The 22,887-nt window shown below is 54.3% G+C and carries 23 protein-coding genes; 9 read left to right on the forward strand and 14 right to left on the reverse strand.

Translation table 11 applies throughout. The features are described 5' to 3' along the window. Positions 1-240: 240 nt before the first annotated feature. Positions 241-2,436, forward strand: a complete 2,196-nt coding sequence (locus PFRI_RS04545) for a transglycosylase domain-containing protein (RefSeq protein WP_072629554.1) — start codon at positions 241-243, stop codon at positions 2,434-2,436. 10 nt (positions 2,437-2,446) lie between these two features. On the opposite strand, the gene PFRI_RS04550 is transcribed toward PFRI_RS04545, so the two are convergent. The 3 genes from PFRI_RS04550 to PFRI_RS04560 all read right to left on the reverse strand — a co-directional run bounded on the left by PFRI_RS04550 (position 2,447) and on the right by PFRI_RS04560 (position 5,932). Further along, positions 2,447-3,052, reverse strand: a complete 606-nt coding sequence (locus tag PFRI_RS04550) for an MlaC/ttg2D family ABC transporter substrate-binding protein (RefSeq protein ID WP_072629555.1) — start codon at positions 3,050-3,052, stop codon at positions 2,447-2,449. A 2-nt stretch (positions 3,053-3,054) separates the two neighbouring features. Further along, the gene (locus PFRI_RS04555) at positions 3,055-3,783 is read right to left on the reverse strand and encodes an MlaA family lipoprotein (protein WP_072629577.1); all 729 of its coding nucleotides are present in this window, start codon (positions 3,781-3,783) and stop codon (positions 3,055-3,057) included. A 217-nt stretch (positions 3,784-4,000) separates the two neighbouring features. Beyond that, positions 4,001-5,932 (reverse strand): lytic transglycosylase domain-containing protein, encoded by a 1,932-nt coding sequence (locus PFRI_RS04560; protein ID WP_072629578.1) that lies wholly within the window; start codon positions 5,930-5,932, stop codon positions 4,001-4,003. A 155-nt stretch (positions 5,933-6,087) separates the two neighbouring features. Here PFRI_RS04560 and dapA point away from each other — a divergent pair, with 155 nt between their 5' ends. Then, positions 6,088-6,963, forward strand: a complete 876-nt coding sequence (gene dapA, locus PFRI_RS04565; RefSeq protein WP_072629556.1) for a 4-hydroxy-tetrahydrodipicolinate synthase — start codon at positions 6,088-6,090, stop codon at positions 6,961-6,963. A gap of 33 nt (positions 6,964-6,996) precedes the next feature. On the opposite strand, the gene PFRI_RS04570 is transcribed toward dapA, so the two are convergent. After that, on the reverse strand, positions 6,997-8,109 hold the full coding sequence (locus PFRI_RS04570) for a helix-turn-helix domain-containing protein (protein WP_084649597.1): 1,113 nt from the start codon (positions 8,107-8,109) through the stop codon (positions 6,997-6,999). 47 nt (positions 8,110-8,156) lie between these two features. Here PFRI_RS04570 and PFRI_RS04575 point away from each other — a divergent pair, with 47 nt between their 5' ends. Continuing rightward, positions 8,157-9,191 carry an alpha/beta hydrolase family protein gene (locus PFRI_RS04575; protein ID WP_072629558.1) on the forward strand — a complete coding sequence of 345 codons (1,035 nt, stop codon included), beginning with the start codon at positions 8,157-8,159 and terminating at the stop codon, positions 9,189-9,191. 41 nt (positions 9,192-9,232) lie between these two features. Here PFRI_RS04575 and PFRI_RS04580 read toward each other — a convergent pair whose 3' ends face one another. From PFRI_RS04580 to PFRI_RS04610, 7 genes are all read right to left on the reverse strand, one after another. Then, entirely contained in the window at positions 9,233-10,537 is a 1,305-nt protein-coding gene (locus PFRI_RS04580) for a M16 family metallopeptidase (RefSeq protein WP_072629559.1), read from the reverse strand. After that, positions 10,534-11,892, reverse strand: coding sequence for a M16 family metallopeptidase (locus PFRI_RS04585; RefSeq protein ID WP_084649598.1), 1,359 nt, complete (start codon positions 11,890-11,892; stop codon positions 10,534-10,536). Before PFRI_RS04585 ends, PFRI_RS04580 begins: the two co-directional genes overlap by 4 nt. 98 nt (positions 11,893-11,990) lie before the next feature. Continuing rightward, positions 11,991-12,500, reverse strand: a complete 510-nt coding sequence (locus PFRI_RS04590; protein ID WP_072629560.1) for a DUF3035 domain-containing protein — start codon at positions 12,498-12,500, stop codon at positions 11,991-11,993. A gap of 85 nt (positions 12,501-12,585) precedes the next feature. After that, a complete protein-coding gene (gene lspA, locus PFRI_RS04595; protein WP_072629561.1) occupies positions 12,586-13,071 on the reverse strand; it encodes a signal peptidase II in 486 nt (161 codons plus the stop codon). Positions 13,072-13,093: 22 nt separating this feature from the next. Next, positions 13,094-14,683 (reverse strand): bifunctional phosphoribosylaminoimidazolecarboxamide formyltransferase/IMP cyclohydrolase, encoded by a 1,590-nt coding sequence (purH, locus tag PFRI_RS04600; RefSeq protein WP_072629562.1) that lies wholly within the window; start codon positions 14,681-14,683, stop codon positions 13,094-13,096. 18 nt (positions 14,684-14,701) lie between these two features. After that, positions 14,702-16,444: a heparinase II/III family protein gene (locus PFRI_RS04605; protein WP_072629563.1), complete on the reverse strand. Its 1,743-nt coding sequence runs from the start codon at positions 16,442-16,444 to the stop codon at positions 14,702-14,704. An 87-nt stretch (positions 16,445-16,531) separates the two neighbouring features. Continuing rightward, the gene (locus PFRI_RS04610; protein WP_072629564.1) at positions 16,532-17,803 is read right to left on the reverse strand and encodes an RsmB/NOP family class I SAM-dependent RNA methyltransferase; all 1,272 of its coding nucleotides are present in this window, start codon (positions 17,801-17,803) and stop codon (positions 16,532-16,534) included. Between the two features lie 81 nt (positions 17,804-17,884). Between PFRI_RS04610 and PFRI_RS04615 the strand changes: the two genes are divergently transcribed. Continuing rightward, positions 17,885-18,064, forward strand: a complete 180-nt coding sequence (locus PFRI_RS04615; RefSeq protein WP_072629565.1) for a DUF1674 domain-containing protein — start codon at positions 17,885-17,887, stop codon at positions 18,062-18,064. 4 nt (positions 18,065-18,068) lie between these two features. Here PFRI_RS04615 and PFRI_RS04620 read toward each other — a convergent pair whose 3' ends face one another. Both PFRI_RS04620 and dapB read right to left on the reverse strand, forming a co-directional pair. Then, a complete protein-coding gene (locus tag PFRI_RS04620; protein WP_072629566.1) occupies positions 18,069-18,419 on the reverse strand; it encodes a dihydrodipicolinate reductase in 351 nt (116 codons plus the stop codon). 113 nt (positions 18,420-18,532) lie between these two features. Then, complete coding sequence (dapB, locus tag PFRI_RS04625) at positions 18,533-19,342, reverse strand: 4-hydroxy-tetrahydrodipicolinate reductase (RefSeq protein WP_072629567.1); 810 nt, start codon at positions 19,340-19,342, stop codon at positions 18,533-18,535. Positions 19,343-19,425: 83 nt separating this feature from the next. On the opposite strand from dapB, the gene rbfA reads away from it, so the two are divergent. From rbfA to truB, 3 genes are all read left to right on the forward strand, one after another. After that, a complete protein-coding gene (gene rbfA, locus PFRI_RS04630; protein ID WP_072629568.1) occupies positions 19,426-19,848 on the forward strand; it encodes a 30S ribosome-binding factor RbfA in 423 nt (140 codons plus the stop codon). Beyond that, complete coding sequence (locus PFRI_RS04635) at positions 19,845-20,582, forward strand: phosphodiester glycosidase family protein (protein ID WP_072629569.1); 738 nt, start codon at positions 19,845-19,847, stop codon at positions 20,580-20,582. Before rbfA ends, PFRI_RS04635 begins: the two co-directional genes overlap by 4 nt. Before the next feature lie 70 nt (positions 20,583-20,652). Beyond that, positions 20,653-21,567, forward strand: coding sequence for a tRNA pseudouridine(55) synthase TruB (truB, locus tag PFRI_RS04640; protein ID WP_072629570.1), 915 nt, complete (start codon positions 20,653-20,655; stop codon positions 21,565-21,567). Here the strand turns inward: truB and PFRI_RS04645 are convergent. Beyond that, positions 21,564-21,932 carry a VOC family protein gene (locus PFRI_RS04645; protein WP_072629571.1) on the reverse strand — a complete coding sequence of 123 codons (369 nt, stop codon included), beginning with the start codon at positions 21,930-21,932 and terminating at the stop codon, positions 21,564-21,566. The genes truB and PFRI_RS04645 overlap by 4 nt on opposite strands. Before the next feature lie 74 nt (positions 21,933-22,006). Here PFRI_RS04645 and PFRI_RS04650 point away from each other — a divergent pair, with 74 nt between their 5' ends. Continuing rightward, positions 22,007-22,525, forward strand: a complete 519-nt coding sequence (locus tag PFRI_RS04650) for a DUF1643 domain-containing protein (protein WP_072629572.1) — start codon at positions 22,007-22,009, stop codon at positions 22,523-22,525. Continuing rightward, complete coding sequence (locus tag PFRI_RS04655; RefSeq protein ID WP_072629573.1) at positions 22,518-22,802, forward strand: DUF5665 domain-containing protein; 285 nt, start codon at positions 22,518-22,520, stop codon at positions 22,800-22,802. The genes PFRI_RS04650 and PFRI_RS04655 overlap by 8 nt, the downstream gene beginning before the upstream one ends. Positions 22,803-22,887: the final 85 nt, after the last annotated feature.

A 22,887-nucleotide genomic window follows, 5' to 3' on the forward strand; every position in this document is an offset into this window, starting at 1 on the left:
ACCTTTCGTAAGAGCGAGGGATCGAATCCTCTGTTTGGACTTGCAGCAAAACGGTCTTGGCGCAGGGTTGGAAGAAATCTGCGATGATTTTATTGCGAAAACGCGATTGTGCGTCTAAATTTTAATCACCTTCAAATATTTGCATAATATTTAATCGTATTGAATGCGAAATTCTCCACTCAACATCCAAGCCGCAACGCGATATGCTATGAAAAAATAAGATCCGAGCAGGTTCGTTGAATGGTTCAGAAGAAACGCGGCAACTCAAAACTTGTCGCAGAAAAACGCTATAGCAGCTCTAAAACAGCCGCTAAGCCACGCGCCAAACCCCGCAAAAAACGCGCGGTGCGCAAACCTATGCGCGGTCCAATCGGTTGGATTGTCACGCTGTTTCGTTGGATCGTGCGTCTGATTTGGGGCTTCACGTGGCGCATTGGCTTTGTCACGGCGGTTATTCTTGGCCTTGCTGTTACCTATTTCGCGCTGCAACTGCCCGCAGCGAACGCTCTTTTGGATGCGCGCGCGCGCGGCTCTGTCACTTTGTTGGATCGCACTGGCGAGACCTTCGCATGGCGCGGCGATCAATTCGGCGGGGCCATAACAACTGAGACTGCATCACCACATCTGACGAATGCGATCGTCGCCACAGAAGACAAACGCTTCTACTGGCACCTTGGCGTCAGCCCCCGCGGTATCGCGAGCGCCGTGCGCATTAACCTTCGCGAAGGGCGCGGGCCTTTATCAGGTCACGGCGGATCAACAATCACGCAACAAACCGCAAAACTTCTCTGCCTTGGTGTGCCCTATGACAGCGCCACTTGGAAAAGTGAAAAGGAATACGAGGCCGACTGCCGCCGCACAACCATGTGGCGCAAAGCCAAAGAAGCACTCTTCGCTATGGCGATGGAGGCGAAATACTCCAAAGACGACATCCTCAACATCTACATGAACCGCGCATTCCTTGGCGCTGGTGCGCGTGGGTTCGAAGCAGCAAGCAAACGCTATTTCGGCAAGTCCGGCGCGGACATCAACGCGGCAGAAGCAGCGATGCTTGCAGGCCTTTTGAAAGCACCGACACGCTACGCGCCCACAAACAATCTCGCGCGCTCCCAAGACCGCGCGTCCGTTATCATTGGCCTCATGGCGGACCAAGGATATCTCAGCCAGAAAGATGCAGACATCGCGCGCATCGCCCCCGCGCAACTCTCCGAAGCGGCTGAAGCCAAAGCAGGCGGATATTTTGCGGATTGGGTCATGGACAGTGGTCCCGAGTTCTTTACCCGCGACACGACCGAAGACGTCATCATCAAAACAACGCTTGATCGCCGCCTCCAAGCCAGCGCGGAAGAGGCGATGAAATACATCTTCGCAAACAAAGTGCGTGAAGGCAGCAAAGCCCAAGCCGCGATTGTCGTGATGAGCGCAGATGGCGCCGTGCGCGCAATGGTCGGCGGGCGAAACACCAAAGTTTCCGGCGGTTTCAACCGCGCGACGCAAGCGATGCGTCAAACTGGATCAGCCTTCAAACCTTTCGTCTACGCGACTGCGCTGGAACTCGGTCATAGCCCGAATGAACTTATCGTAGATGAACCGTTGACCATCAATATTCCCGGCTCCGGCCCTTGGACGCCCAAGAACTACACCAAGGATTTCAAAGGTGCCGTGACGCTCACGGATGCCCTCAAGGACTCACTCAATATTCCTGCGGTCAAACTCTCTGAACTTGTCGGGCGCGAAAACGTGCGCAAAGTCGCCAGCGAATTTGGCATTGAAAGCGACCTCGCCGCTGGCCCTGCTCTCGCGCTTGGAGCCTCTGAAAGCACGTTGATCGAAATGACTGGTGCTTACGCTGGCATCCTTAACGGCGGTTCTTCCGTAACGCCTTATGGGCTTGTTGAACTTAGCCTGCTTGGGGATAGCGAACCCTTGATGGGCACAGGTGGTGGGATCGGCGAACGCGTGATCCGCGACGAAGCTGCGGGCAAACTGATCTACATGATGGAGCGCGTCGTGAGACAAGGTACGGGCCAACGTGCCAAACTGCCCGATCGCGAAGCCGCTGGTAAAACAGGTACGACCCAAGCTGCACGTGATGCTTGGTTTATCGGATTTACAGCTGATTACGTTGCTGGCGTTTGGATGGGATATGACGACAACACGCCGCTAACGGGCGTGACCGGCGGTGGCCTTCCTGCTGAAATTTGGCACGAAGTCATGGTACGTGTGCACCAAGGGTTGCCCGCGCGTCCATTGCCAATGATTGCACCTGCACCGATGGCTCAACAACCACAGCAACACCGAAATGGTGATTTCGCTCCCATTCCAGCTGACGGAGTCGCGGAAACAGTGCTTCAACGTGTGCTTAGAAGTTTAGGGGGCAGCAATGGCCCTGACCCTCAGCGACGTAAGCGAGATGAGTACATCATCGACAGATAAAAAGGAGTGCTTACTTAGCGTTGCGCAAATCGGCGATCATCTTATCGATGCTGCCACCACGTTTGTCGATCATCGCGCCGATTTCTGTGCGCTCTGTCAAAAGCAGGTTGATGCCTTCGATGAACATGTTGAAAAACTTGTCGCGACCTGTGCGATCAGAAACAAGGAAAGTGACGGTAAAAGGCGACTCACCACGCAAAAACGCGGTTGTTTGCACTTCAAACCAGCTCTTCACAGGGCGGACGCTTTTAACTTCTAGGCGGCCACCAATGAATTCGCGGAAGCGCGAACCATATTTGCGAGAGATGTAAGTCTGAAACTCAGCTGAAAATTTCTTCTTTTGTGCATTGCTCGCACGTCGGCCATCATTGCCCATCGCATAGGCTGCAATATAGGACGTGTCGCCATACTTCGCGAAAATGCGTTTGAAGTCGCTATACATCGCTTGCTCGGACTTACCCGACGCAATCACGCGGTTTATTTCACCGACCAAAGCATCGACCAGCTTCTTAGCGCTTGCATTGTCCAACGCGGATGCTGTGGTTGGCATCAATGTGAACGTTGCGACGGCAGCGCCAATCAAGCAAGTTGCGGCGCGGCGTGTATACTGTGTCATGCTTAAAATCCTTCGGTATTTAGATCAAACGGGTTGATCTCTTCGGCAGCGTCACCATCGCCCAATTCAAAGCGACGGTTTTGCAAATAAATCCCACGCGCTTGGCTGTAGCTATCCGCACTATTGTAAAGAACGGAATCAACTGTTTCAGCATAGCGCCCGCGATCCCCTACTTTTGACGCAACTCCAGCGGCAGTGCCAATATATTTATCCGGGCTCGGCAAGACATAGCTCAGCGGGTTGGTAAACAGATCAACTGCACGACCAACCATGGCCCGCTCTGTCGAGGGGCCAAGTACCGGCAATTCGACGTATGCGCCTTCGGGCACACCCCAAACATAGAGCGTTTGACCAAAATCTGCTTTCACTTCGTCAATCTGAAAATCGCCAGCCACATCAAACAGCCCACCAAAGCCAAGCGTCGTGTTGAATACGAAACGCATCGTATTAGTAAACGCGCCTTCCACGTTGCCTTGGAGCAGGTTGTTAACCACCGTCCCGGGCAAACCAAGGTTAGAGGCAAAGTTGCCAATGCTACCTTCCAGATCATCTGGGACAATGGCGGTGTAACCAACGCCAACAGGGCGCACCAAAGCTTTGTCCAAGGCACGGTTCAATTCGTGGGTTTGTCGGTTGTTTTCCTCGTAAGGATCAAACACATCGCCAGAAACACGCGCGCCATCTGGCGTCGCACATCCAGCAAGAATTAGGCAAAGCGGGGCGAGCGCCATAAAACTGATGCGACGTGCTCGAATTGGACTGATCTTCAACACTTCACCCACCAAACGGTTAATCTTTTGTTAATACCTAAGCTGCGTTGACCAGAGAACCAGCGCTAAACCCGTTAAATCCCAGGGTTGTGACTCAATCGTGACAACTTTCTTCAAATATCTGCCGCATCATCGCACATTGACGCAAAAGGGTGAAGGTTGGCCGCCCAGATTAAGCTCAGCGCATTTGGATTAACTCTTTGGAAAAGGGAATTGGCAAAGGCTCTTGCCCCAAACGCGCGCGATAGATCGGCAAACTCTCGGTTACGCGCATCGCATAATTGCGGGTTTCGCGAAACGGAATATGCTCGATCCAATCCACCACATCAATTTCGCCTTTACGCGGATCGCCATAAACTTCCATCCAACGCACAGGGCGTCCCGGACCTGCGTTATACCCCGCAGATATCATCACCGGATTGCCGCCAAACTGCTTTTTGAGGCGCGCCAAATAGGCCGTGCCAAGCTGCGCATTATACCGCCAATCTGACGTCAGTTTTTCTTTGGCATAATCAACGCCCAACTCGCTCGCGACATTCTTCGCAGTGGCAGGCATCACCTGCATCAAACCACGTGCACCCGCGCCTGAAACAACAACAGGATCAAACTCGCTTTCGCGCCGCGCAATCGCCAACGCGAACTCCGTCTCAATCGGATGTGCCGACTTCGCGAGGTCATGGAGCGCGTAGTACGGAGCAGGGATCGTCACACCACCGCTTGCAGCACGTTTTCCAATCATTACAGCGATATGCGGTTCATTCAGATCAATGGCGACCTGCCCTAACTGCGCGGCTTCTAGGGGGCTCAAGCTCTCTGTAAGATGCGTGAAAAACCGCTCTGACACAGTCAACGCGCCTGCCTGAAGCGCGAGGACTGCGGCTTGAAACACGGTTGATCCCATAAAGGACGCCTCACGCCAATCAGGCAAAGCAGCTGCACCTGCGAGGCTTTCATCAAACGCGATTCCACCGCGCTCAGCCGCCAGCAATCCATAGAAGCTCGACTGATATTCAGCGCCCTGTACATACGACGCTTTGGCCGCTTTAGCGTTGCCAAGCGCTTCTTGCGTCCGCCCGATCCAATAGCCCGCGCGCCCGCGTGAAATAGGTGTCACAACCGCACCCTGATGCGCCTTGAAATGCTCCAACGCTTTGGCTGGGTCATTTAAAAAGCGCAACGCAATATAGCCGCTCAACCACTCCAAATCAGCAAACGAAGATCCTTCACTCAAGTGGTGCTGACTGGCCAACGCGTAGGCCCGCTCATACGCATCATCACGCATTAACTGACGCGAAAGCGACCGGCGCCTATTCGCCCATTGCTCAGGCTCACCCAAGGTTTTCGCACTTTTGCTAGCCGCCAAGGCCAACTCAATCGCATCCTGTTGTCGCCCTTTGCGCGCGCGCCACACAAATCGCTCGAACGTCAGACCGGGATCATTTTGCAAATTCTCAGGCACAGATGCGACCAAAGCATCCGTTCCTTTCACGCGCGCGCGCAACCCTTGGCGTGCTTTAGCGAGCTTGCGGTAGCCCTCAGGCACCAGCGGCAACATGCGCTCCGTGTTGCTTTTCCAGTCTTTCCAAAGCAACATGTCTAGTCGCGCGATGTGATGCTCGGCGAGCAAATCACCATGCTCTTCCAGCATACGCGTATGCATCTGCGGACCAATCGCCATACTACGCCACGCCAACACCAATCCCGCTTCTGCGCTGCCACCCTGACCACTGGCCTTCAAAGCCCACGCATGCGCCAAAGCGCCTTGTGCACTTTGTGGCAATTCATCGCGGAAAAACAACAAAACATCCGCATCCGTCGCGTCCAGCATCGATGGTTCGCTCTTGCGGCGTAGCCAATCAAGACCCGGCCAATCAGGGTTTAGATCGAGGAACAGCATCACCTCTTCAGCCGTGCCAATCCCGCCGCGCAGGCGATGCCACTCGATCAAATCATAGGCGACTGGACTGACGTCGCTGGCAATCGTGCGCGCTGTCGTCCAATCGCCAGCACGCATCGCTTCAAAGGCCCGGGTCAAAGGAACATGGCCATCTGCACGCGCAAAAACGGGTGCACACAGCATAAGAAAAAGGAAAAGGGCGAGACGCATCATGGCTTGCAATTCATTCAATGACAAAGGATAGACATCGCACAACCTAGCCTCTGGAGCGCTGGCCGCAATTCACAAATGCGCGCATCGGCGAATGCTTGCGGCAGGCCGTGAATTCATCCGGGCATTTCGTCCGCCAACACGAAGAGGAGCGTGTCATGTTTAAAGGGTCTCTACCCGCACTGATTACGCCGTTCACGAACGGCGAACTGGATCTGGATACGTTGAAAAAACTTGTCGAGTGGCATGTGGGCGAAGGCAGCAACGGACTTGTTCCTGTTGGCACCACGGGTGAAAGCCCGACGCTCACCCACGAAGAGCATGACAAAGTTGTCGAAGAAGTTGTACGCGCCTCAGCGGGTCGGCTTCCTGTGATTGCGGGCGCTGGTAGCAACAACACCCTCGAATCTATCCGGCTTGCGCAGAGCGCCGAAAAGGTCGGCGCGGACGCGGTTCTAGTTGTCACGCCTTATTACAACAAGCCGACGCAGCGCGGCTTGATGGCGCATTTCACCGCCATTCACGACAGCACGAATATTCCGATCTTCATTTACAACATCCCGGGCCGCTCCGTTGTGGACATGACACCCGAAACGATGGGCGAGTTGGCAAAACTGCCTCGTATCGTCGGTGTGAAAGACGCCACGGGCGATCTTGCGCGCGTGCCATTGACACGTCTGACATGTGGTCATGATTTCATCCAGCTCTCTGGCGAGGATGCAACCGCACTCGGCTATAACGCGCATGGCGGCGTTGGCATGATTTCGGTTACCGCAAACGTCGCGCCAAAGCTTTGCGCGCAAATGCAGGCGGCAACGCTTGCGGGTAACTTTACAACCGCGCTTGAGATTACCGACAAGCTGATGCCTTTGCACAAAGCGATCTTTACCGAGCCGGGCCTTGTTGGTGCGAAATACGGCATGTCCAAGCTGGGTCTGTGCAGCGACGAAGTCCGCTCGCCTTTGACCAGCCTCACAGATGAAACCAAAGCGATGATAGACGCGGGCATGCGCCACGCTGGTTTGATCAACTAAGCATCAAAATGGGGCAGGTTTCGCGACCTGCCCTTATTTTTGCGTGCGATACGCAGCTGGCGAGCATCCGTAGACCCTCTGAAATTCTCGATAAAAGTTAGACCGCGTCAAAAACCCTGATTGCGCCATAACCTTGGTCACGCTCTCATCCGTGCCGCGCAACAGGTCCGCCGCATGCGCCATGCGAAACTGGTTCACATATTGCGACACGTTCATGTCTTGCGTGCGATTGATCGCAACAGACAAGGCACGCACAGTCACATGCAGACGACGCGACAGACGTTGAACAGATAGGTCTGGCTCAAGATACAGTTGGGTTTCATTCAAAAACGCCCGCGCCTCTTGCTCTAGTCTCACATTCTCGTCGCGCTCGCCTTCAAACAACGCGGCACTCTTGGCGCGCGGCGCGGCAATCAGAGAAGGCAGCACAAAGATGAATACAAGCAAGCCCACGATAAACGGAATCGACGCGAGTGAGATCAACGTCTTTGCATTTCGGCCCTCATTGAGCATGAAATCGAGCGCGATAACCGTATCAATCAGCAAGATCGTCAACAGCAGCACCATCCCACGCAACATCCAATTCGACACTTTTTGCGCCACGTCGAAATAAGCGTGGATCAAATAATCCGGCCCCCTACGCCAAAGCCGCCAAAGTGCTGCTAGATAGAAAACGTAGCTTAACGTGATCACCCAATCGAGCGCATAAATCGGTCTAGGCGACAGCAAAACCACAGCAATCACCGCGAAAGCCACACCCAAGTGAAGCCAAAGCGCCCGGGTAAAACGTTCCTTAGGGATCACAAAAGCCGCGAACCCGAGATAAAGCAACGGTCCAACAAGCATCGGTAAGGTGCGTTGGATCAGGATCACTTGCTCCAAGCCATAACCAAAACGCAAACCAACAAGCAGCGAACTAAAGCTGAGCAAAGCAAACAAAAGCGCAAACAGAACCGTCGCACTTTTGCTCCCTAGATCGAGCCGCAAGATCAGCACAGCGATTCCCGCACCAAGCAAGGCCGTCAGAATGGGCAGCGGTAAAACCAGCAAAGCACTGTCCTGCATATGTCCTCTTTCACGATTTGCCTGTCCTAGATCGGGTTTCAGGACAGGTTTTGCGGTGCTGAGCGATTGCGAGAGCACCATTCCTTGAGCAATTCCATTGGTATCACGCAACCATATCGGAGTTCGACATGAAACGACTTTTACACATTCTTTCCCTCGGAATGCTCATTGCAGCGGGGCAAGCGCACGCAGACGACACAGTCATGGGTTGGCAGAAATTCAAAGTCAGCGATGCGCAAACAGAACGGCCAGTCAGTGGGCTCATCTGGTATCCTGCTCACGATGATACGCGCGTTACGCGGATCCAATCCAATGGTGTTTGGGTCGGCGTTGATGCCGCAAAGAAAGCGACGCCATTGGCGGGCACGCATCCTTTGGTCGTGCTCTCGCATGGGATGTACGGGAATGAACGAAATCAGAATTGGCTTGCAGAGGCGTTGGTGTCTCAAGGCTATATCGTTGCGTCGCTTAGCCATCCCGGAACATCCACTTGGCTGCGCGACCCTGATGATGCGCGCCAACTTTGGGAGCGTCCGCGCGATGTCTCTCGGGTGATCACACATCTGCTAGATGACAAAACCTTCGCGCCGCTCATCGACCCTGAACGCATCTTTATGGGCGGTCATTCTCTAGGGGGTTGGACAGCCGTCTGGCTTGCTGGTGGGCGGTATGACGGCGCAAAGGTCAAAGCCGATTGTGCCGCTGATCCTAACGATTTGATCTGCTCAATTGGTGACATGTGGAATATCGCAAAAACGCCTGAGGACGTGCAAGCGATGGAGCAGGACCTGAGCGATTCACGTATCAAAGCGATTGCCGTGTTTGATCTTGGTGGCACACAGACCTTTGCGTTTGATACCCTAGCCGCTGTGCAAACCCCGCTCCTTGTCGTTGGGGCGCCAAAACCCTCTATGGGGTCGCTCGATCTGAACCGCGAAAGTCGCGCACTTGTCGCCGCTTTGCCAAAGGCAACCACCCGCTATATCGAGCCTACAAGCCTCACCCATTTCGATTTCCTCGGCGTGTGCACAGAACGCGGCGTGGACATTCTAGAGGATGAAGTCACGGGCGACGGCGAACTTTGCGAAGGCGGTACAGATGAGCGTATTGCCGATCATGCGCTTATCGCGAATGCTGTGATCGACTTTTTCGCCAATCCGTAAACGAAAACGAGCGCCCTTTAATCAAGGGCGCTCAATCTTTCTCAAAGCCCGTCGGGCTTGCCCACGACAGTGAAGTGCAGCTCATCGGGCAAATACACTTCTTTGATCACACGATTGATGTGCTCAAGCGTCACTTCGTTCACTTTGTCATTGCGTGTGTTGATGTAATCAATCGGCAATTCGCCCATCTGCATCCCCATCAAAATCCGCGCAATCGGCGCGTTGCCGTCAAAACGCAAAGGATAGGCACCCGTCAGATAGGTCTTGGTCGCGTCCAACTCTTCTTGCGTCACGCCCTCATTCGCAATGCGCGCCCACTCATCCTTGATGACTTCAATCGCGGCACCAATCCGGTCATTGGCAGAGGCAACTTGCCCCAGCACCATTTCAGCATGCTCACGCGGGGACAGATAGGAATAGACGCCATAGGTCAAACCACGCTTGTCGCGCACTTCGTCCATCAAACGGCTCTCAAAACCGCCACCGCCTAGGATCGTGCTCGCAATGAAGGCTGCGAAAAAATCGGGGTCGTCGCGTTTAATGCCACGATGCCCGAACAATGCAACAGACTGCGGTGTGTCGTATTCTACAACCGTCACGCCCGGCTCTAGCGCAACTTCCACGCGCTCAGGCATAGCGGCACCTGTTTCAGGCAAATCAACCAACAGATCATCAATCAGCGCCCCAAGCTCATCAGCAGTAATGTCACCAACCGCACTGATAAACACACGATCCCGCGCCATCGTATCGCGATGCGCGTTCAAAATGTCTTCGCGCGTCAACGCACCAACAGACTCGAGCGTCCCTTCAAGCGCGCTGCCATAAGGATGATCACCGAAAGCTGCGGCATTAAACGCAGTGCGCGCAATCGCATCGGGGTCTTTCAGATCAGAGCCGATGATCGACACGACCTGCCCGCGCACACGATCAATCGCAGATTGCTCAAACGAGGGCGCAGTAAGCGCACCCTTCAAAAGCGCAATCGCTGCATCACGGTTTTCGCTTAACATACGCGCCGAAATACTCACGGAATCCCCAGATGCGTCAAAACTGAACGACGCGGCCAGCTCATCCACTTCACGCGCAAACTCACGTGCATCAAGATCGCCTGTGCCCTCTTCCAGCAAGGCCATCATCAATGAAACAGCGCCACGCTTTTCAGGACGATCCAGCGATGCACCGCCTTTGAAACCGATGCGCAGGGCCATAAACGGATGCGTGTGATCTTCGACCAGCCACGCTTTAAAGCCCATGGGCGAGCTTATCTCTTGGATGTCGACATCTGCGCGCAAAGGAGCGGCAACAAGGGTAACAACCGTTAGAACACTCAGGAAAAAACGCTTCATTGTGCCGCCTCCCGACCGGATGTCAGCCATCCTGTCACTGATGATTTATTGTTCAACACCGTGCGCATAGCGGTTTTGATGTCCTCTTCCGTGATGTTTTCAACAACGTCGGGCCATGCCAGAATATCCGCAATCGTCAGCCCTGACGTCAACGCGCGCCCGTAGCTATTCGCTAACCCTTGCACGTTATCTTTGGCGTATATCCGGCTGGCGCGCATTTGGCTTTTGATCCGCGCAAGGTGGGCTTGATCAATCGGCGTTTCCATAAATTCTTCGAGAACCGCGTCCATTTGCGCTTCCGCTTCAGACAGGCTGACACCGGGAACAGGCACAACAATCGTGGTAAAGCTGGTGTCATCAAGCGATGTGCCGCGATAATATGCTGTCGCAAACACCGCTGTCTTGTCCTCGAATTGCAATTTTTGCGTCATAAAAGAGGTCTGCCCATCCCCCAGCAAATTCGCACCTAACATCAAAGCCGCTGCGGTTTTCTGATCCTCGCTGTCACGCTCAGGCGCAAGGTAAGAGCGGCGCACATAGGGCTGCGAGACGCGCGGATCTTCAAACACCAAACGGCGCTCCACATTGTGAACTGGCTCTTGCGGACGCGCCCGCGGCTCAAGATCTGGGTTCGCTTTCAGCGGACCATAATGGCGCTCCGCCATCTCTTTGACCTCTTGCGGCGTCACATCCCCCGCAACAATCAAGATCGCATTATTCGGCGCATAGAACTGCTCGTAATACTCAAGCGTGTCTGGCAATTCGAGCGTTTCCATCTCATGACGCCAACCAATCACAGGCACGCCGTAGCGATGGTTCATATAAAGCGCTGCACTCGCTTGCTCACCAAACAACGCATTCGGATCATTCTCTGTGCGCTGATTGCGCTCTTCGATAATCACTTCGCGCTCGGTCAAAATATCCGCCTCTGTCAGGCGCAAATTCACCATGCGGTCCGCTTCCATCTGCATCATCAGCTCTAATCGATCCGATGCAACACGCTGGAAATACGCAGTGTAGTCGTATGAGGTGAACGCGTTGTCCGAGCCACCATTGGCTGCAACCGTCTTGGAAAACTCGCCCGCTTCCATATTGTCCGTTGCTTTGAACAACAAATGCTCCAAGAAATGCGCAACACCGGAAACACCGGGCTGCTCGTCCGCAGATCCAGCGCGATACCACATCATATGAACCACGACAGGCGCGCGATGATCCTCGATCACCACAACTTCCATGCCGTTATCGAGATCAAAGGTGCTCACCTGTTCATCGAAACGCGTAATCTCTGCAAACGCACTGATGGGCGCTGCCAAAAGCGCCAAAACAGGCCCAGCCATACGAAGTCCAAAGCGCATTACATACTCCTCACGCAGGATAAATTCAGATTGGTCTGCTCATAATCTACGGTTGCGCAGTTGCGTTTCAAGCGCACTGACAGCTTCGTGAGAGCGTTTTAATTCACAGGTGGAACAGTCGGCGTGATGCGACCTGTGCGACGTGCCTTCAAAAGAGCGTCACGCGCATCTAGCTTCTCGCGTTTGTAAACGCTTCCGTAGCGATCCGTCCTGAACAGTCGAATATTCGAAAAACGCCCGCGTTGCTTACGGAACTTCGCATCCTCAGCAGCGGTCTTTTCGCGAATGTTTGGCGTAACGCCATAGCGCGACGCGCTCGCGACCAAAGCTGAGTCACTGCGCGCAACACCTTGCGCATCCAGCAATGCAGGACGCCCACCCAAAGCTGCAATTGCATCTTTCTTAGGTGTCGCATCGCTCAGATTGGCTTGACCAGGTGTTGGCGTTGGCAAGGTCGTGAAACTGTCAGGCGTCTCAAGCGGCTTGTTGGGAATAATGTCGAATTCCTCTGGACCCGCTGCCGGATCAGACAAATCGCGCAGCTTTACTTCGCCACATGCTGTAAGCCCAAGGGCCAAAATCAAGATCAAACTGCTCGCCGGTCGCATGGTTCACTCCGCTCCGTTCGCCGTGGTTTTAACCTATTGTTAAGGCGACGTCACCTAGGCTTTTTCCATCGTTGCAAAAGCCCGCTTATATCTCTGTTTTTGGGTCTTCTTTACTGTCGCCCGCAAAGATCACCATTCCCAAAGCCCCCGCAAAAATCGCGATATCTGCAACATTAAAGGAGAAAGGATTGCTAAAGCCACAGCAGCTCATGTTGAGAAAATCCGCGACTGCACCGTAAAGAATGCGATCAATGATATTTCCAAGCGCGCCACCAATAAGGATACCCGCGCTGATCAACCCGATTTTGCCAAACTCTTCCTTGCGCAACCAATAAAGCACAAAGGCCACGATCATGATCGCAATGCCAATCAAAATCCAACGCGTTGAATCACTATCACCGGAAAACAGACCAAAGTTGATACCATAGTTCCACGCCATGCGCAGGTTCAGCAAAGGCGGCATCACGTCAATGCTACCAACTTCGCGCAGATTCATCCAGTGAACCACGAGATATTTGCTCGCTTGATCCGCGAGGAACACCCAAAAGCCTGCCCAAAATACCAGACGCATCTGCGTCCTCCCTTAACTCTTACTAATGGCGGAAGTGCCGCATACCTGTGAACACCATCGCCAAGCCAGCTTCATCTGCCGCCGCAATCACTTCGTCATCGCGCATAGACCCTCCAGGTTGTATAATGCAAGAGGCACCAGCGGCAGCGGCTTCCATCAGTCCATCCGCAAATGGGAAAAACGCATCAGACGCGACAGCAGAACCGACACTCAAAGGCGTCTCAAGTCCTAGCACCTCTGCCATGCGTTCTGCCTTTTTCGCGGCGATCAAAGCACTATCGAGCCGGTTCATTTGCCCTGCACCAACACCAACAGTCGCACCGTCCTTCACATAGACAATCGCATTCGATTTCACGTGTTTTCCGACTTTCCAAGCAAACAAAAGATCGCGCATTTGCTCATCAGTTGGCGCAAGCTTGGTCACGACTTTCAGGTCGTCCATACCGACAAATCCAACGTCTTTGTCCTGCACCAACATGCCACCCGCGACTTGGCGATAAGTCAGCCCACCCGCACGATTGTCAGGCAGACTATCGGTTGTCAGAAGGCGCAGGTTTTTCTTGGCTGAGAACACCTCTCGCGCGGCGTCCGATGCACCCGGCGCAATCACAACTTCGGTAAAGATGCCAACAATCTCTTTCGCCGTCGCCTCATCAAGGGTTTGATTAAGCGCGACAATTCCTCCGAAAGCAGAGGTGCGATCACAATCAAACGCGCTCTTGTATGCTTCCAGCAACGTGCCACCCAAGGCCACCCCACAAGGGTTCGCATGTTTGATGATCGCACAAGCAGCACCATCAGCAGGATCAAACTCAGCCACCAATTCAAACGCAGCGTCTGTGTCATTGATGTTGTTATAGCTCAGCTCTTTGCCCTGATGTTGAACTGCTGTCGCAACACCCGCGCGCGCAGTTCCATCCACATAGAATGCTGCTGTCTGATGCGGGTTTTCGCCATAGCGAAGCGTTTGGGACAACGTCCCCGCAAATGCCCGACGACGCGGCGCAGAATTGCCCAGCGCATCTGCCATCCACGTAGACACAGCCGCATCATAAGCGCCCGTGCGCGCATAAGCCGTTTGCGCCAATTTCTGACGGAACGCATAGGTGGTTTGACCGCCGTTCGCGTCCAATTCCGCGAGCAAAGCATCGTAGTCTTCAACATCCACAACCACACTCACAAACGCGTGGTTCTTTGCTGCCGCGCGGATCATTGCTGGGCCACCAATGTCGATATTCTCAATGCAATCTTCGTAATCGCCGCCCTTCGCAACCGTCTCCTCGAAAGGATAAAGGTTAACAACAAGCAGGTCGATCGCACCAATGTTGTGCTCATCCATAGCCGCCACGTGGGCCGCGTTATCGCGCAACGCCAGCAAGCCACCATGTACCGCAGGATGCAGGGTTTTCACGCGGCCATCCATCATTTCAGGATAGCCCGTCACATCCGCAACATCACGCACATCCAAACCCGCATCGCGCAACGCCTTGGCGCTGCCACCTGTTGAGAGCAGTTCAACTCCGCGCTCAGACAACGCCTTTCCCAGCTCAATCAGCCCCGTCTTGTCAGACACAGAAAGCAAAGCGCGGCGGATGGGGGAAAGATCAGTCATAAGGTCATCGTCCTAGGGTCAAAATTGCGGTTCGTTATCCGGCACAAGATCGCGCACGCCCACCGCAGTATCTTGGGTTTTGGACAGCGACCACCGAATACGCGTCGCATAATCCATCGCGCGCCCAGTTAAAACGATCTGTTTTGTCGCGCGTGGCTGAAGTCGGCCTTTTTCAAGGTAAACGCTCGGCTCTAAGCTTAGTTTTGCAACGCCATCATGGCGAAACACCCATAACTCGCCGCTCTTTTGCGCAATTGAAACTGCCGTGTCGCCCATATCAAGCGCTGAATCGACCTCGGGATGTAGATGAAAGCGGATCGAATAGGGTACGCCTTGCAAGCTGACTTCGTCCATTTTCGCGTCAAAACGTTTCTTGGCCGCATCTTCCATCGCCAGAAGCATATCTTCGCCCGCAAGACCACGACCATTGAACGTCAATTCCAAAGTCCGCGCGTGGGTCAAACCATGCGTGCTATCGTACCCGTCATGCCCCGCTTGCAAACGTGTGCCATCTGGCGCTTCGCTGATTTGAACCGGAACATGTTTGGGACTGTCCACAAGCAATTCAAGTTGACGTTTTTTGCTACCAGATGCCGCGAAACGCGCGCTGGAATAGCCGTCAATCGAAAGGACAGAATGCGACTGTGACGCGCGCCCAGCGCGGCGCCAATCTTCGCCAAAGACCTTGCCAGAGCCACAATTCACGATCAATGGACGTCGTCCAGACGTCAGCTCAAACGCCAAAGTCGAGGCATGTGCGTTGTGCGAAGCGACCCCTTTTGGCGGCTCGCTCGCGTCCACCACCAAACTGGTACGCCCGCCTGAAAGGCGCACAAACCCCATCGACAAACCATCCGGCACAGCATGACGCACCTCAGAATTAGACAGCGCTTGATCCAAACGCCCATCGACACCGCGCCCACCACCATGGAACCGCGCAAGGCTTCCATCTGCATGGCGCAACGTGCGCAGCGTCGGCGCAATACGCTCAATTGCATCTAAATGCTCTTGCGGGGGAATAATGCCTGCTTCACGCAAACTAACCGCAGCCCATGTAATAAGTGTAAACACATCCAATAATTCTTCGGGATTGCGCGTCGAAATTCCGCCTTCGGCATCGATCTGTTCCGAACAGGCTCGTGCTAAAGCTTTGACCGCAGGGTTCACATGCGCTTCCATCCCGCTCAGCGACAGGCCCGCATAGATCATGCCAGTGAGCGCTTCAAATCGCGCAAGGCCCGGTTCGGTCTTGTGCCAACGGCGCGACAAAAACGTGGTTTGCTGGGTGAGCGAGCGATAAAATGCCTTAGACGACTCACTGTCCTGAGAGCGTAATAAAAACAAAGCGTGGTTAATCCATCGGATCAAACGCCGTCCCGTCAGCGCTGGTGTCCACCCCGGCCCTTTGCCACGACCGTAAGCTTCGATCCAACCCCAAACCCAGGCTTGCGCCGTTTCGCGCGCGGCCAAGTCACCCACTGCCGCAAGATCATCAAGCCAACTAAAGCCATGCGCCTCTTCGGCAAACGCAGCATCTGGCGCAGGAATATCCCATAGGTTGGTCTTCGCCGCTTCGACCAAATGGCCTGCAAACATGATGTTTCCAGCACTCAGCTGACGCCCTCGCGCAAAGCTTCCGATCGTGCGAGGTTCTGGTTGCGACACAAAGCCAGTCGCCGCCGTTTGACGGGTCACAAGCCGCGCATGAACGCGGTGCATCGCGCGGGTTGTCCGCGCTGACCATTTACTCGCTTTAGACATCTGCTCTGCCCTATGCGCTCTTTTGGCGCGTTGATTAAAGCGACCTTACCTCGAGATCAGCTCAGAGTCATCGCTGAAAATCACGCGTTAAGCTGGTTTGCGCAGCAGTGCGATATAAAACCCATCCATGCCACCCTGCTCTGCCCAGTAATCTGGACGCAAACGCAGACCGCCTTCCTGTGTGATCCACACGGGATCAACACCATCAACCTTCAACGCTTCGCGATCAGTTTCCAATTCCGGATGGGCCTCAAGCAGGTCTTCAATCTGGCATTCGCCTTCATCAGGAAGCAATGAACATGTGCAAAACACCAAACGTCCACCGGGTTTGAGAAGTGTCACCGCATGGGCCAACATTTGCGCCTGTAATTCAATCAATTCACCAAACTCAGACCCATCTTTCACCAGTGGCAAATCAGGGTGTCGACGGATCGTACCCGTCGCAGAACACGGCGCATCGAGCAGTACCGCATCGTATTGACCGCGCGTCTCCATAGCGTCCCCGACAACTAAGTCCGCCGAAAGCTTCGCGCGTTCCAAGTTTTCACGCACGCGTTGCATCCGGCGATCTGACGTATCAACCCCTGTCACCTCAGCACCGCTCGCGGCGATCTGCATCGTTTTGCCACCCGGGGCGCAGCACAAGTCGATAATCTTTTCGCCACTCTTAGGCTTCAAAATCGCAACGGGCAAAGCTGCTGCCGCATCCTGCACCCACCAATCGCCTGCCGCGTATCCAGCCAACGCAGACACTTGAACAGCGCCTTCGATCCGAACAGACCCTGTCGCCGTCAAAGTGCCACCAACAGCATCGGCCAATGCAGCGCCATCACCCTTTGGCGTCAAATCCAAAGGTGCGCCTGCAAAATGCACACGTTCGATCGCACCGACATTCTCAGACCCATACGCCAGCGACAAAGGTGCGCGCAGCCATTTGGGTAAGCGCGGCACACGCAATTTTGCCCATTCTTCCGGTCCTTTGTCCACGACCTTGCGCAAGACCGCGTTCGTCAAACCCTTCATCTTTTCAGTGCGCTTGTTCGCGCCGACACTGCTGACAGCATCATTCACAACACCATGCGCTGCACCACCTGTGCAAAGTTCATACGTGGCAATTCTTAAAACATTATGGACAGCCAAAGGCGGCGGTTTGCGCAAAAACGGCTTCATGATTCGATCAACACGCTCCAACGAGCGCAGCGTCTCTGTCGCCAAGCGTTGCGCCCGCGCGCGGTCTTCATAATCAAGCTTTTGCATATAGGACGCGCCTAGCGCTTCCGAGAGCATCACTTGCTCGCCTAGCACTTGTCCAAGCAATCCAGCCGCTGCACGTCGCGCTGCTACACCATTATCTGCCATTGCTTGCCCTTTGCGCTGCTTGCCGATCCTGCTTCGCGGCGTATATCAAGGGTGCACCCCCATGGAAAGGAGCGCTCGAACATGGCCGACATAGAAAACAATGATCTACCCCCAGCCGCCCAGCGCGCATTAGCCGAAGCAGAAGAGCGCCGCAAAAATGCAAAAGCACTCGACCTTGCACCAGAGTTAGGTGGTCGCAACGGTCCAGAACCTGTGCGCTATGGTGATTGGGAGAAAAAAGGAATCGCGATAGACTTCTGACCGCTTAGCGCAGTTTGAATTCAGCAGAATCGCCTGTGCCCTGATCAGAAGTGAACCGCACCTTACCATTGGAAAGCCCAACTTCTTGGCAATTATAGCCAAGCTCGGTGCCGCCCCAATTCAGGTTTCGACAAAAATAGCCGTTCTTCCACGTCCATTTGCCCTCAACATCCCACGTCGCACCGCGACCTTTGATGCTTCCAGCGGACGACACTTGAAGCTTCACCAAAGGGCGCGTCAGTGTTTTGCCGTTCACTAACTTTACGAATTCAGCCTTGTCATTGATCTTTGTATAGTTCGCCGCAAAGGCAGGGGTCGCCACCAAAGCAGTCGCAAAAGCGCAAAATCTCAACATAGTTCGAATCCCTTTTAATGTACCCACTATACGCTAGTTTGACCTGATCGGATCAAAAAACTCTCTACAGTGGGCCACTATCTAGCGTGGGTTTTTGCCTAATTTAAGGAGAATTAAAGACCAAGCACGTCAAGCATATCATATTCACCCGGTGCTTTACCCTGTCCCCAAAGCGCGGCTTTCAAAGCTCCTCGCGAGAAAACGCGCCGATCCGTCGCCATATGACGGATCACAATCCGCTCGCCAGCCGCTGCAAAAAGCACATCGTGCTCGCCCACAATATCGCCGCCGCGAATGGCCGTGAAACCAATATCGCCCCGCTTGCGCGCACCTGTAATGCCATCACGCCCACTGTCGCGCACATCCTTAAGATCGACGCCGCGACCCTCAGCCGCCGCTTCACCCAACATCAGCGCAGTGCCAGAGGGTGCGTCCACTTTCATGTTGTGATGCGCCTCGATCACTTCGATGTCGAAATCTTCATCGAGCGCCGCCGCGACCTTTTTTGTCAATTGAGTCAGCAGATTAACACCAAGGCTCATGTTGCCAGCCCGCACAATCGTTGCGTGACGCGCAGCCGCTTTGAACACGGCCAAGTGATGATCTTCAAAACCCGTAGTGCCAATGACATGCACAGCGCGCGCTTGCGCGGCGAGACCAGCAAAGGCGACACTCGCATCGGGCGAGGTGAAATCAATCACCGCCTGCGCCTTGGCAAACACCTCCAAAGGATCATCCGTCACCAACAAACCAGCCTCGGAACCGCCCATTGCGACACCAATATCGCGACCGACCCAATCGTGCCCCGGACGCTCCAAGGCACCAACAAGATGCGCGGTATCGCTTTCCTGAATGGTTTTAATCAACATCTGACCCATGCGGCCAGAGGCACCAGTCACAACAATTCCAGGCGTTTCAGTCATCGCAATATTCCTTCTCTCGTTGCTCTCTCTTAACCCGCGCACAGCAGCTTGGCAAAGGCGGCGATAGCGCTTAAGTGGGGCACATGGCTAAGAAATCCTACTCCAGTGGCTCCGGCCCATCACAGCGTCAACTTCGGGTCGGTGAATTGATCCGTCGTGGTCTGTCTGAAATCCTGCAACGCGGTGATCTGCACGACGTTGAACTCAACCGTTTGTCTGTGACAATCGGCGAAGTGCGCGTGTCCCCTGATCTGCGTGTCGCAACTGTTTATGCGCTACCCCTTGGTGGCGAGGGCAAGGATGACGTTGTCCAGCTGCTCGCCAAGAACAAAGGCGAACTGCGTCAATTGATCAATAAAAAGCTCGCGTTGAAGCACTCGCCTGACATGCGCTTCCGACTTGATGAAACCTTCGACAAGATGGATGAAACACGCCGCATGTTCGAACAAGAACACGTGCGCAAAGACATTGAACGCGCAGACGAGCGTGACGACGAGGAAGAATGAAGCGCTGGCTCTGTGCATTCTTAATTTGCTTTGCGGCGCCTTTGACCGCAGCCGAATGTCGCGAGCAAAGTTATAAAGACAATCGCTATGTCGTCTGCGATGTGGACCTTACCACCGAAGACCTCCGCCTGTTTCTCAAAGACGACACCGGCGACGTGCATGGCTACTTCTCTTCCGTTAATTCCGAACTGAAACAAAACGGCGAAAAGCTAAGTTTCGCGATGAATGCAGGAATGTATCATGAAGATCGCGCGCCTGTTGGCCTCTACCTTGAGGACGGCGAACAAGAGCAACGCATCATAACATCTGAGGGTCCTGGCAACTTTGGCCTACTTCCAAATGGCGTGTTCTGCATCGGCGAAAAGCGCGCGGATGTGATTGAAGCCCGCAAATTTGCCAAACGCCCCCCTGAATGCACATACGCCAGCCAATCCGGTCCAATGCTTGTGATCGATGGCAAACTTCACCCGCGATTCCTGATCGACAGCACATCGCGTTACATCCGCAATGGCGTTGGAACCAGCGCAGATGGCCGCACTGCAGCCTTTGCAATCTCGCGCAACACGGTCACGTTCCATGAGTTCGGCTCATTCTACCGCGATGTTCTAAAGACACCGAATGCGCTGTTCTTTGATGGCAATATCTCGCGCGTTTATGCCCCTCAGGTCGGATCCTCTGGTGTGGGCTGGAACAAACTTGGCCCTATCGTCGGCACTGTCATTCCTGCTGAGTAATTGACGCGCCTCTACAGATTGGCTAGGCGGCGCGCTTAGGCAATGGCTGAAGTTTTCAAGGACACCCCAAATGGCACGTAAACGCAAAGGTCGCGATATCTCGGGTTGGCTCGTTGTCGACAAACCTGCGGGCATCACCTCGACCGCTGTTGTGAACAAAGTGAAATGGGCGCTGGATGCGAAAAAAGCAGGGCACGCTGGCACGCTTGATCCTGAAGCGACAGGCGTTTTGGCGGTTGCACTTGGTGAAGCAACAAAGACGGTTCCCTACATCACTGACGCGTTGAAAGCCTACCGCTTCACCGTGCGTCTCGGCCAAGCCACCAACACCGACGATGCCGAAGGCGAAGTGATCCACAGCAGTGACTTGCGTCCAGAAGACGCTGACATCACCGATGCGCTGAGCGCGTTCATCGGCGACATCCAGCAAGTGCCGCCTAAATTTTCCGCCGTCAAAATCGATGGCCAGCGCGCCTACAAACTTGCCCGCGACGGCGAGGATGTTGAACTGTCTGCCCGCGCGCTTTGGGTCGAAGAGCTGCTCTTGATTGATCGCCCTGATGCGGATCACGTTGAGCTTGAAATGACCTGCGGCAAAGGCGGCTACGTCCGCTCTATCGCACGTGACTTGGGCGAAGCGTTAGGCTGTTATGGCCACGTTTTGAAACTTCGCCGCATTTGGTCTGGCCCGTTTGAAGCCACCAACGGGTTGAGCATGGATCAGATCAAAGAGTTAGAACGCACTCCCGCGCTCGACGATCACATCCAACCGCTTGAGATCGGGCTGGATGATCTGACCGAACTGCGCTGCACTGAAGAAGGCGCCGCCAAACTGCGCAACGGCAACCCCGGTATGGTTTTTGCGGCAGATGGCGTCGAATACGGTGATGAAGCTTGGGCCTCTCTCAATGGCGAAGCTGTGGCCGTTGGCGTCTACAAAGCAGGCGAATTACACCCCTCACGCGTGTTCGTGCGACCCGCTTAACGGTGCTGATCGACCAAGATCGGGTTCCCGTCTGGATCGATCACGGTGAAACTCGCAGGCCCTGACGTCTCGCCCTGTTCATGCGCAATCATATGCCCTGCTGCCATCATCTTGGCCTTGATCGTGCGCACGTCCTCAAACGGGTCAACCACATTAGCAGACTGATCCCAGCCAGGATTGAACGTCAGCATGTTGGTCTCAAACATGCCCTGAAACAAACCTATCAAGCTCTCTCCATTCTTCATGATCGCATACCCATGCTCGACTGTTCCGCCGAAGTGGGAAAACCCTAAATCTTCATAAAACGAAATGGACTTCGCCAAATCCTTCACTGCCAAACTGACCGAAAACGCACCTAACTGCATATAATGTCCTTTCTGTTCACCCGCACACGATAGCACAGATTTGCACAGCCGCACGTTTCAGGCATAACGCCCTTATGATCACGCGAACTCATATCAAAGGCGATGCGCCCTCCACTGCGATCTATTCAGATTGCGAGCGTTACCGCTATTCGCTGAGCCGTATCTGGTATCCCGCAGGCAAGCATGTGTGTTTTGTGATGCTCAACCCCTCTACCGCGACGGAGGTGCAAAACGATCCGACTGTAGAACGCTGCGAGCGCCGCGCGCGCGCGCTTGGGTTCGGCAGCTTTACGGTGACCAACATATTCGCGTGGCGCGACACGGATCCGCGCAATATGAAAGCCGCCGCAAATCCCATCGGCCCTGACAATGATCAAGCGATTCTAACCGCGAGTCGCTCGGCAGATCAAATCATCGCCGCATGGGGCACACATGGGGCCCATCTTGCGCGCGGAGCCGAGGTACAGACACTTTTGTTAACTCTTGGTAAACCGCTCTTTCACCTTGGTCTCAGCAAAGCAGGCCACCCCAAACACCCGCTCTACATCGCCTACACTGAGCAACCGCAACTCTGGGAATTGCCCTATGAATGACGACACCGATGCGCGTCTCGACAAGCTCACCGCAGAGCTGGAAACGCTCAACAGCCACCGCTTCATCCGCGTGCATAACTCTTTGTGGCGGCTCATTCTTTTTCAGTTCACACGTGGCTTGGCCTTCGGCCTTGGCTCGGTCCTTGGGGCCTCCATACTCGTGTCGCTCGTCGTTTGGTGGCTCTCTCAGTTCGAGTTCATTCCGATCATCGGCGACTTTGCCAGACAGCTGATTGAATGGATCGAAATCCCGATCTCAAACGCCCGCGAACGTTAACTAAAAGTTTTAAATAAGTTTGCTTATACCGCTGCTACCCCAAAACCCGAATTTTTTCATGGGTTATGACGCGGAAATTGTCTGA

It is taken from the genome of Planktotalea frisia (genome assembly GCF_001890925.1).
GTDB classification, from domain to species: Bacteria; Pseudomonadota; Alphaproteobacteria; order Rhodobacterales; family Rhodobacteraceae; genus Planktotalea; species Planktotalea frisia.

Coding starts and splice junctions, on each gene's coding strand:
- PFRI_RS04645 (WP_072629571.1), bottom strand. CDS start 21,932: ATGCAGTTAGGTGCGTTTTCGGTCAGTTTGGCAGTGAAGGATTTGGCG.
- PFRI_RS04590 (WP_072629560.1), bottom strand. CDS start 12,500: ATGCGACCGGCGAGCAGTTTGATCTTGATTTTGGCCCTTGGGCTTACA.
- PFRI_RS04635 (WP_072629569.1), top strand. CDS start 19,845: ATGAAGCGCTGGCTCTGTGCATTCTTAATTTGCTTTGCGGCGCCTTTG.
- PFRI_RS04615 (WP_072629565.1), top strand. CDS start 17,885: ATGGCCGACATAGAAAACAATGATCTACCCCCAGCCGCCCAGCGCGCA.
- PFRI_RS04555 (WP_072629577.1), bottom strand. CDS start 3,783: ATGGCGCTCGCCCCGCTTTGCCTAATTCTTGCTGGATGTGCGACGCCA.
- PFRI_RS04605 (WP_072629563.1), bottom strand. CDS start 16,444: ATGTCTAAAGCGAGTAAATGGTCAGCGCGGACAACCCGCGCGATGCAC.
- purH (WP_072629562.1), bottom strand. CDS start 14,683: ATGACTGATCTTTCCCCCATCCGCCGCGCTTTGCTTTCTGTGTCTGAC.
- PFRI_RS04550 (WP_072629555.1), bottom strand. CDS start 3,052: ATGACACAGTATACACGCCGCGCCGCAACTTGCTTGATTGGCGCTGCC.
- PFRI_RS04575 (WP_072629558.1), top strand. CDS start 8,157: ATGAAACGACTTTTACACATTCTTTCCCTCGGAATGCTCATTGCAGCG.
- truB (WP_072629570.1), top strand. CDS start 20,653: ATGGCACGTAAACGCAAAGGTCGCGATATCTCGGGTTGGCTCGTTGTC.
- PFRI_RS04580 (WP_072629559.1), bottom strand. CDS start 10,537: ATGAAGCGTTTTTTCCTGAGTGTTCTAACGGTTGTTACCCTTGTTGCC.
- PFRI_RS04655 (WP_072629573.1), top strand. CDS start 22,518: ATGAATGACGACACCGATGCGCGTCTCGACAAGCTCACCGCAGAGCTG.
- PFRI_RS04545 (WP_072629554.1), top strand. CDS start 241: ATGGTTCAGAAGAAACGCGGCAACTCAAAACTTGTCGCAGAAAAACGC.
- PFRI_RS04570 (WP_084649597.1), bottom strand. CDS start 8,109: ATGGTGCTCTCGCAATCGCTCAGCACCGCAAAACCTGTCCTGAAACCC.
- PFRI_RS04650 (WP_072629572.1), top strand. CDS start 22,007: ATGATCACGCGAACTCATATCAAAGGCGATGCGCCCTCCACTGCGATC.
- dapB (WP_072629567.1), bottom strand. CDS start 19,342: ATGACTGAAACGCCTGGAATTGTTGTGACTGGTGCCTCTGGCCGCATG.
- PFRI_RS04610 (WP_072629564.1), bottom strand. CDS start 17,803: ATGGCAGATAATGGTGTAGCAGCGCGACGTGCAGCGGCTGGATTGCTT.
- lspA (WP_072629561.1), bottom strand. CDS start 13,071: ATGCGTCTGGTATTTTGGGCAGGCTTTTGGGTGTTCCTCGCGGATCAA.
- PFRI_RS04620 (WP_072629566.1), bottom strand. CDS start 18,419: ATGTTGAGATTTTGCGCTTTTGCGACTGCTTTGGTGGCGACCCCTGCC.
- PFRI_RS04560 (WP_072629578.1), bottom strand. CDS start 5,932: ATGATGCGTCTCGCCCTTTTCCTTTTTCTTATGCTGTGTGCACCCGTT.
- rbfA (WP_072629568.1), top strand. CDS start 19,426: ATGGCTAAGAAATCCTACTCCAGTGGCTCCGGCCCATCACAGCGTCAA.
- dapA (WP_072629556.1), top strand. CDS start 6,088: ATGTTTAAAGGGTCTCTACCCGCACTGATTACGCCGTTCACGAACGGC.
- PFRI_RS04585 (WP_084649598.1), bottom strand. CDS start 11,892: ATGCGCTTTGGACTTCGTATGGCTGGGCCTGTTTTGGCGCTTTTGGCA.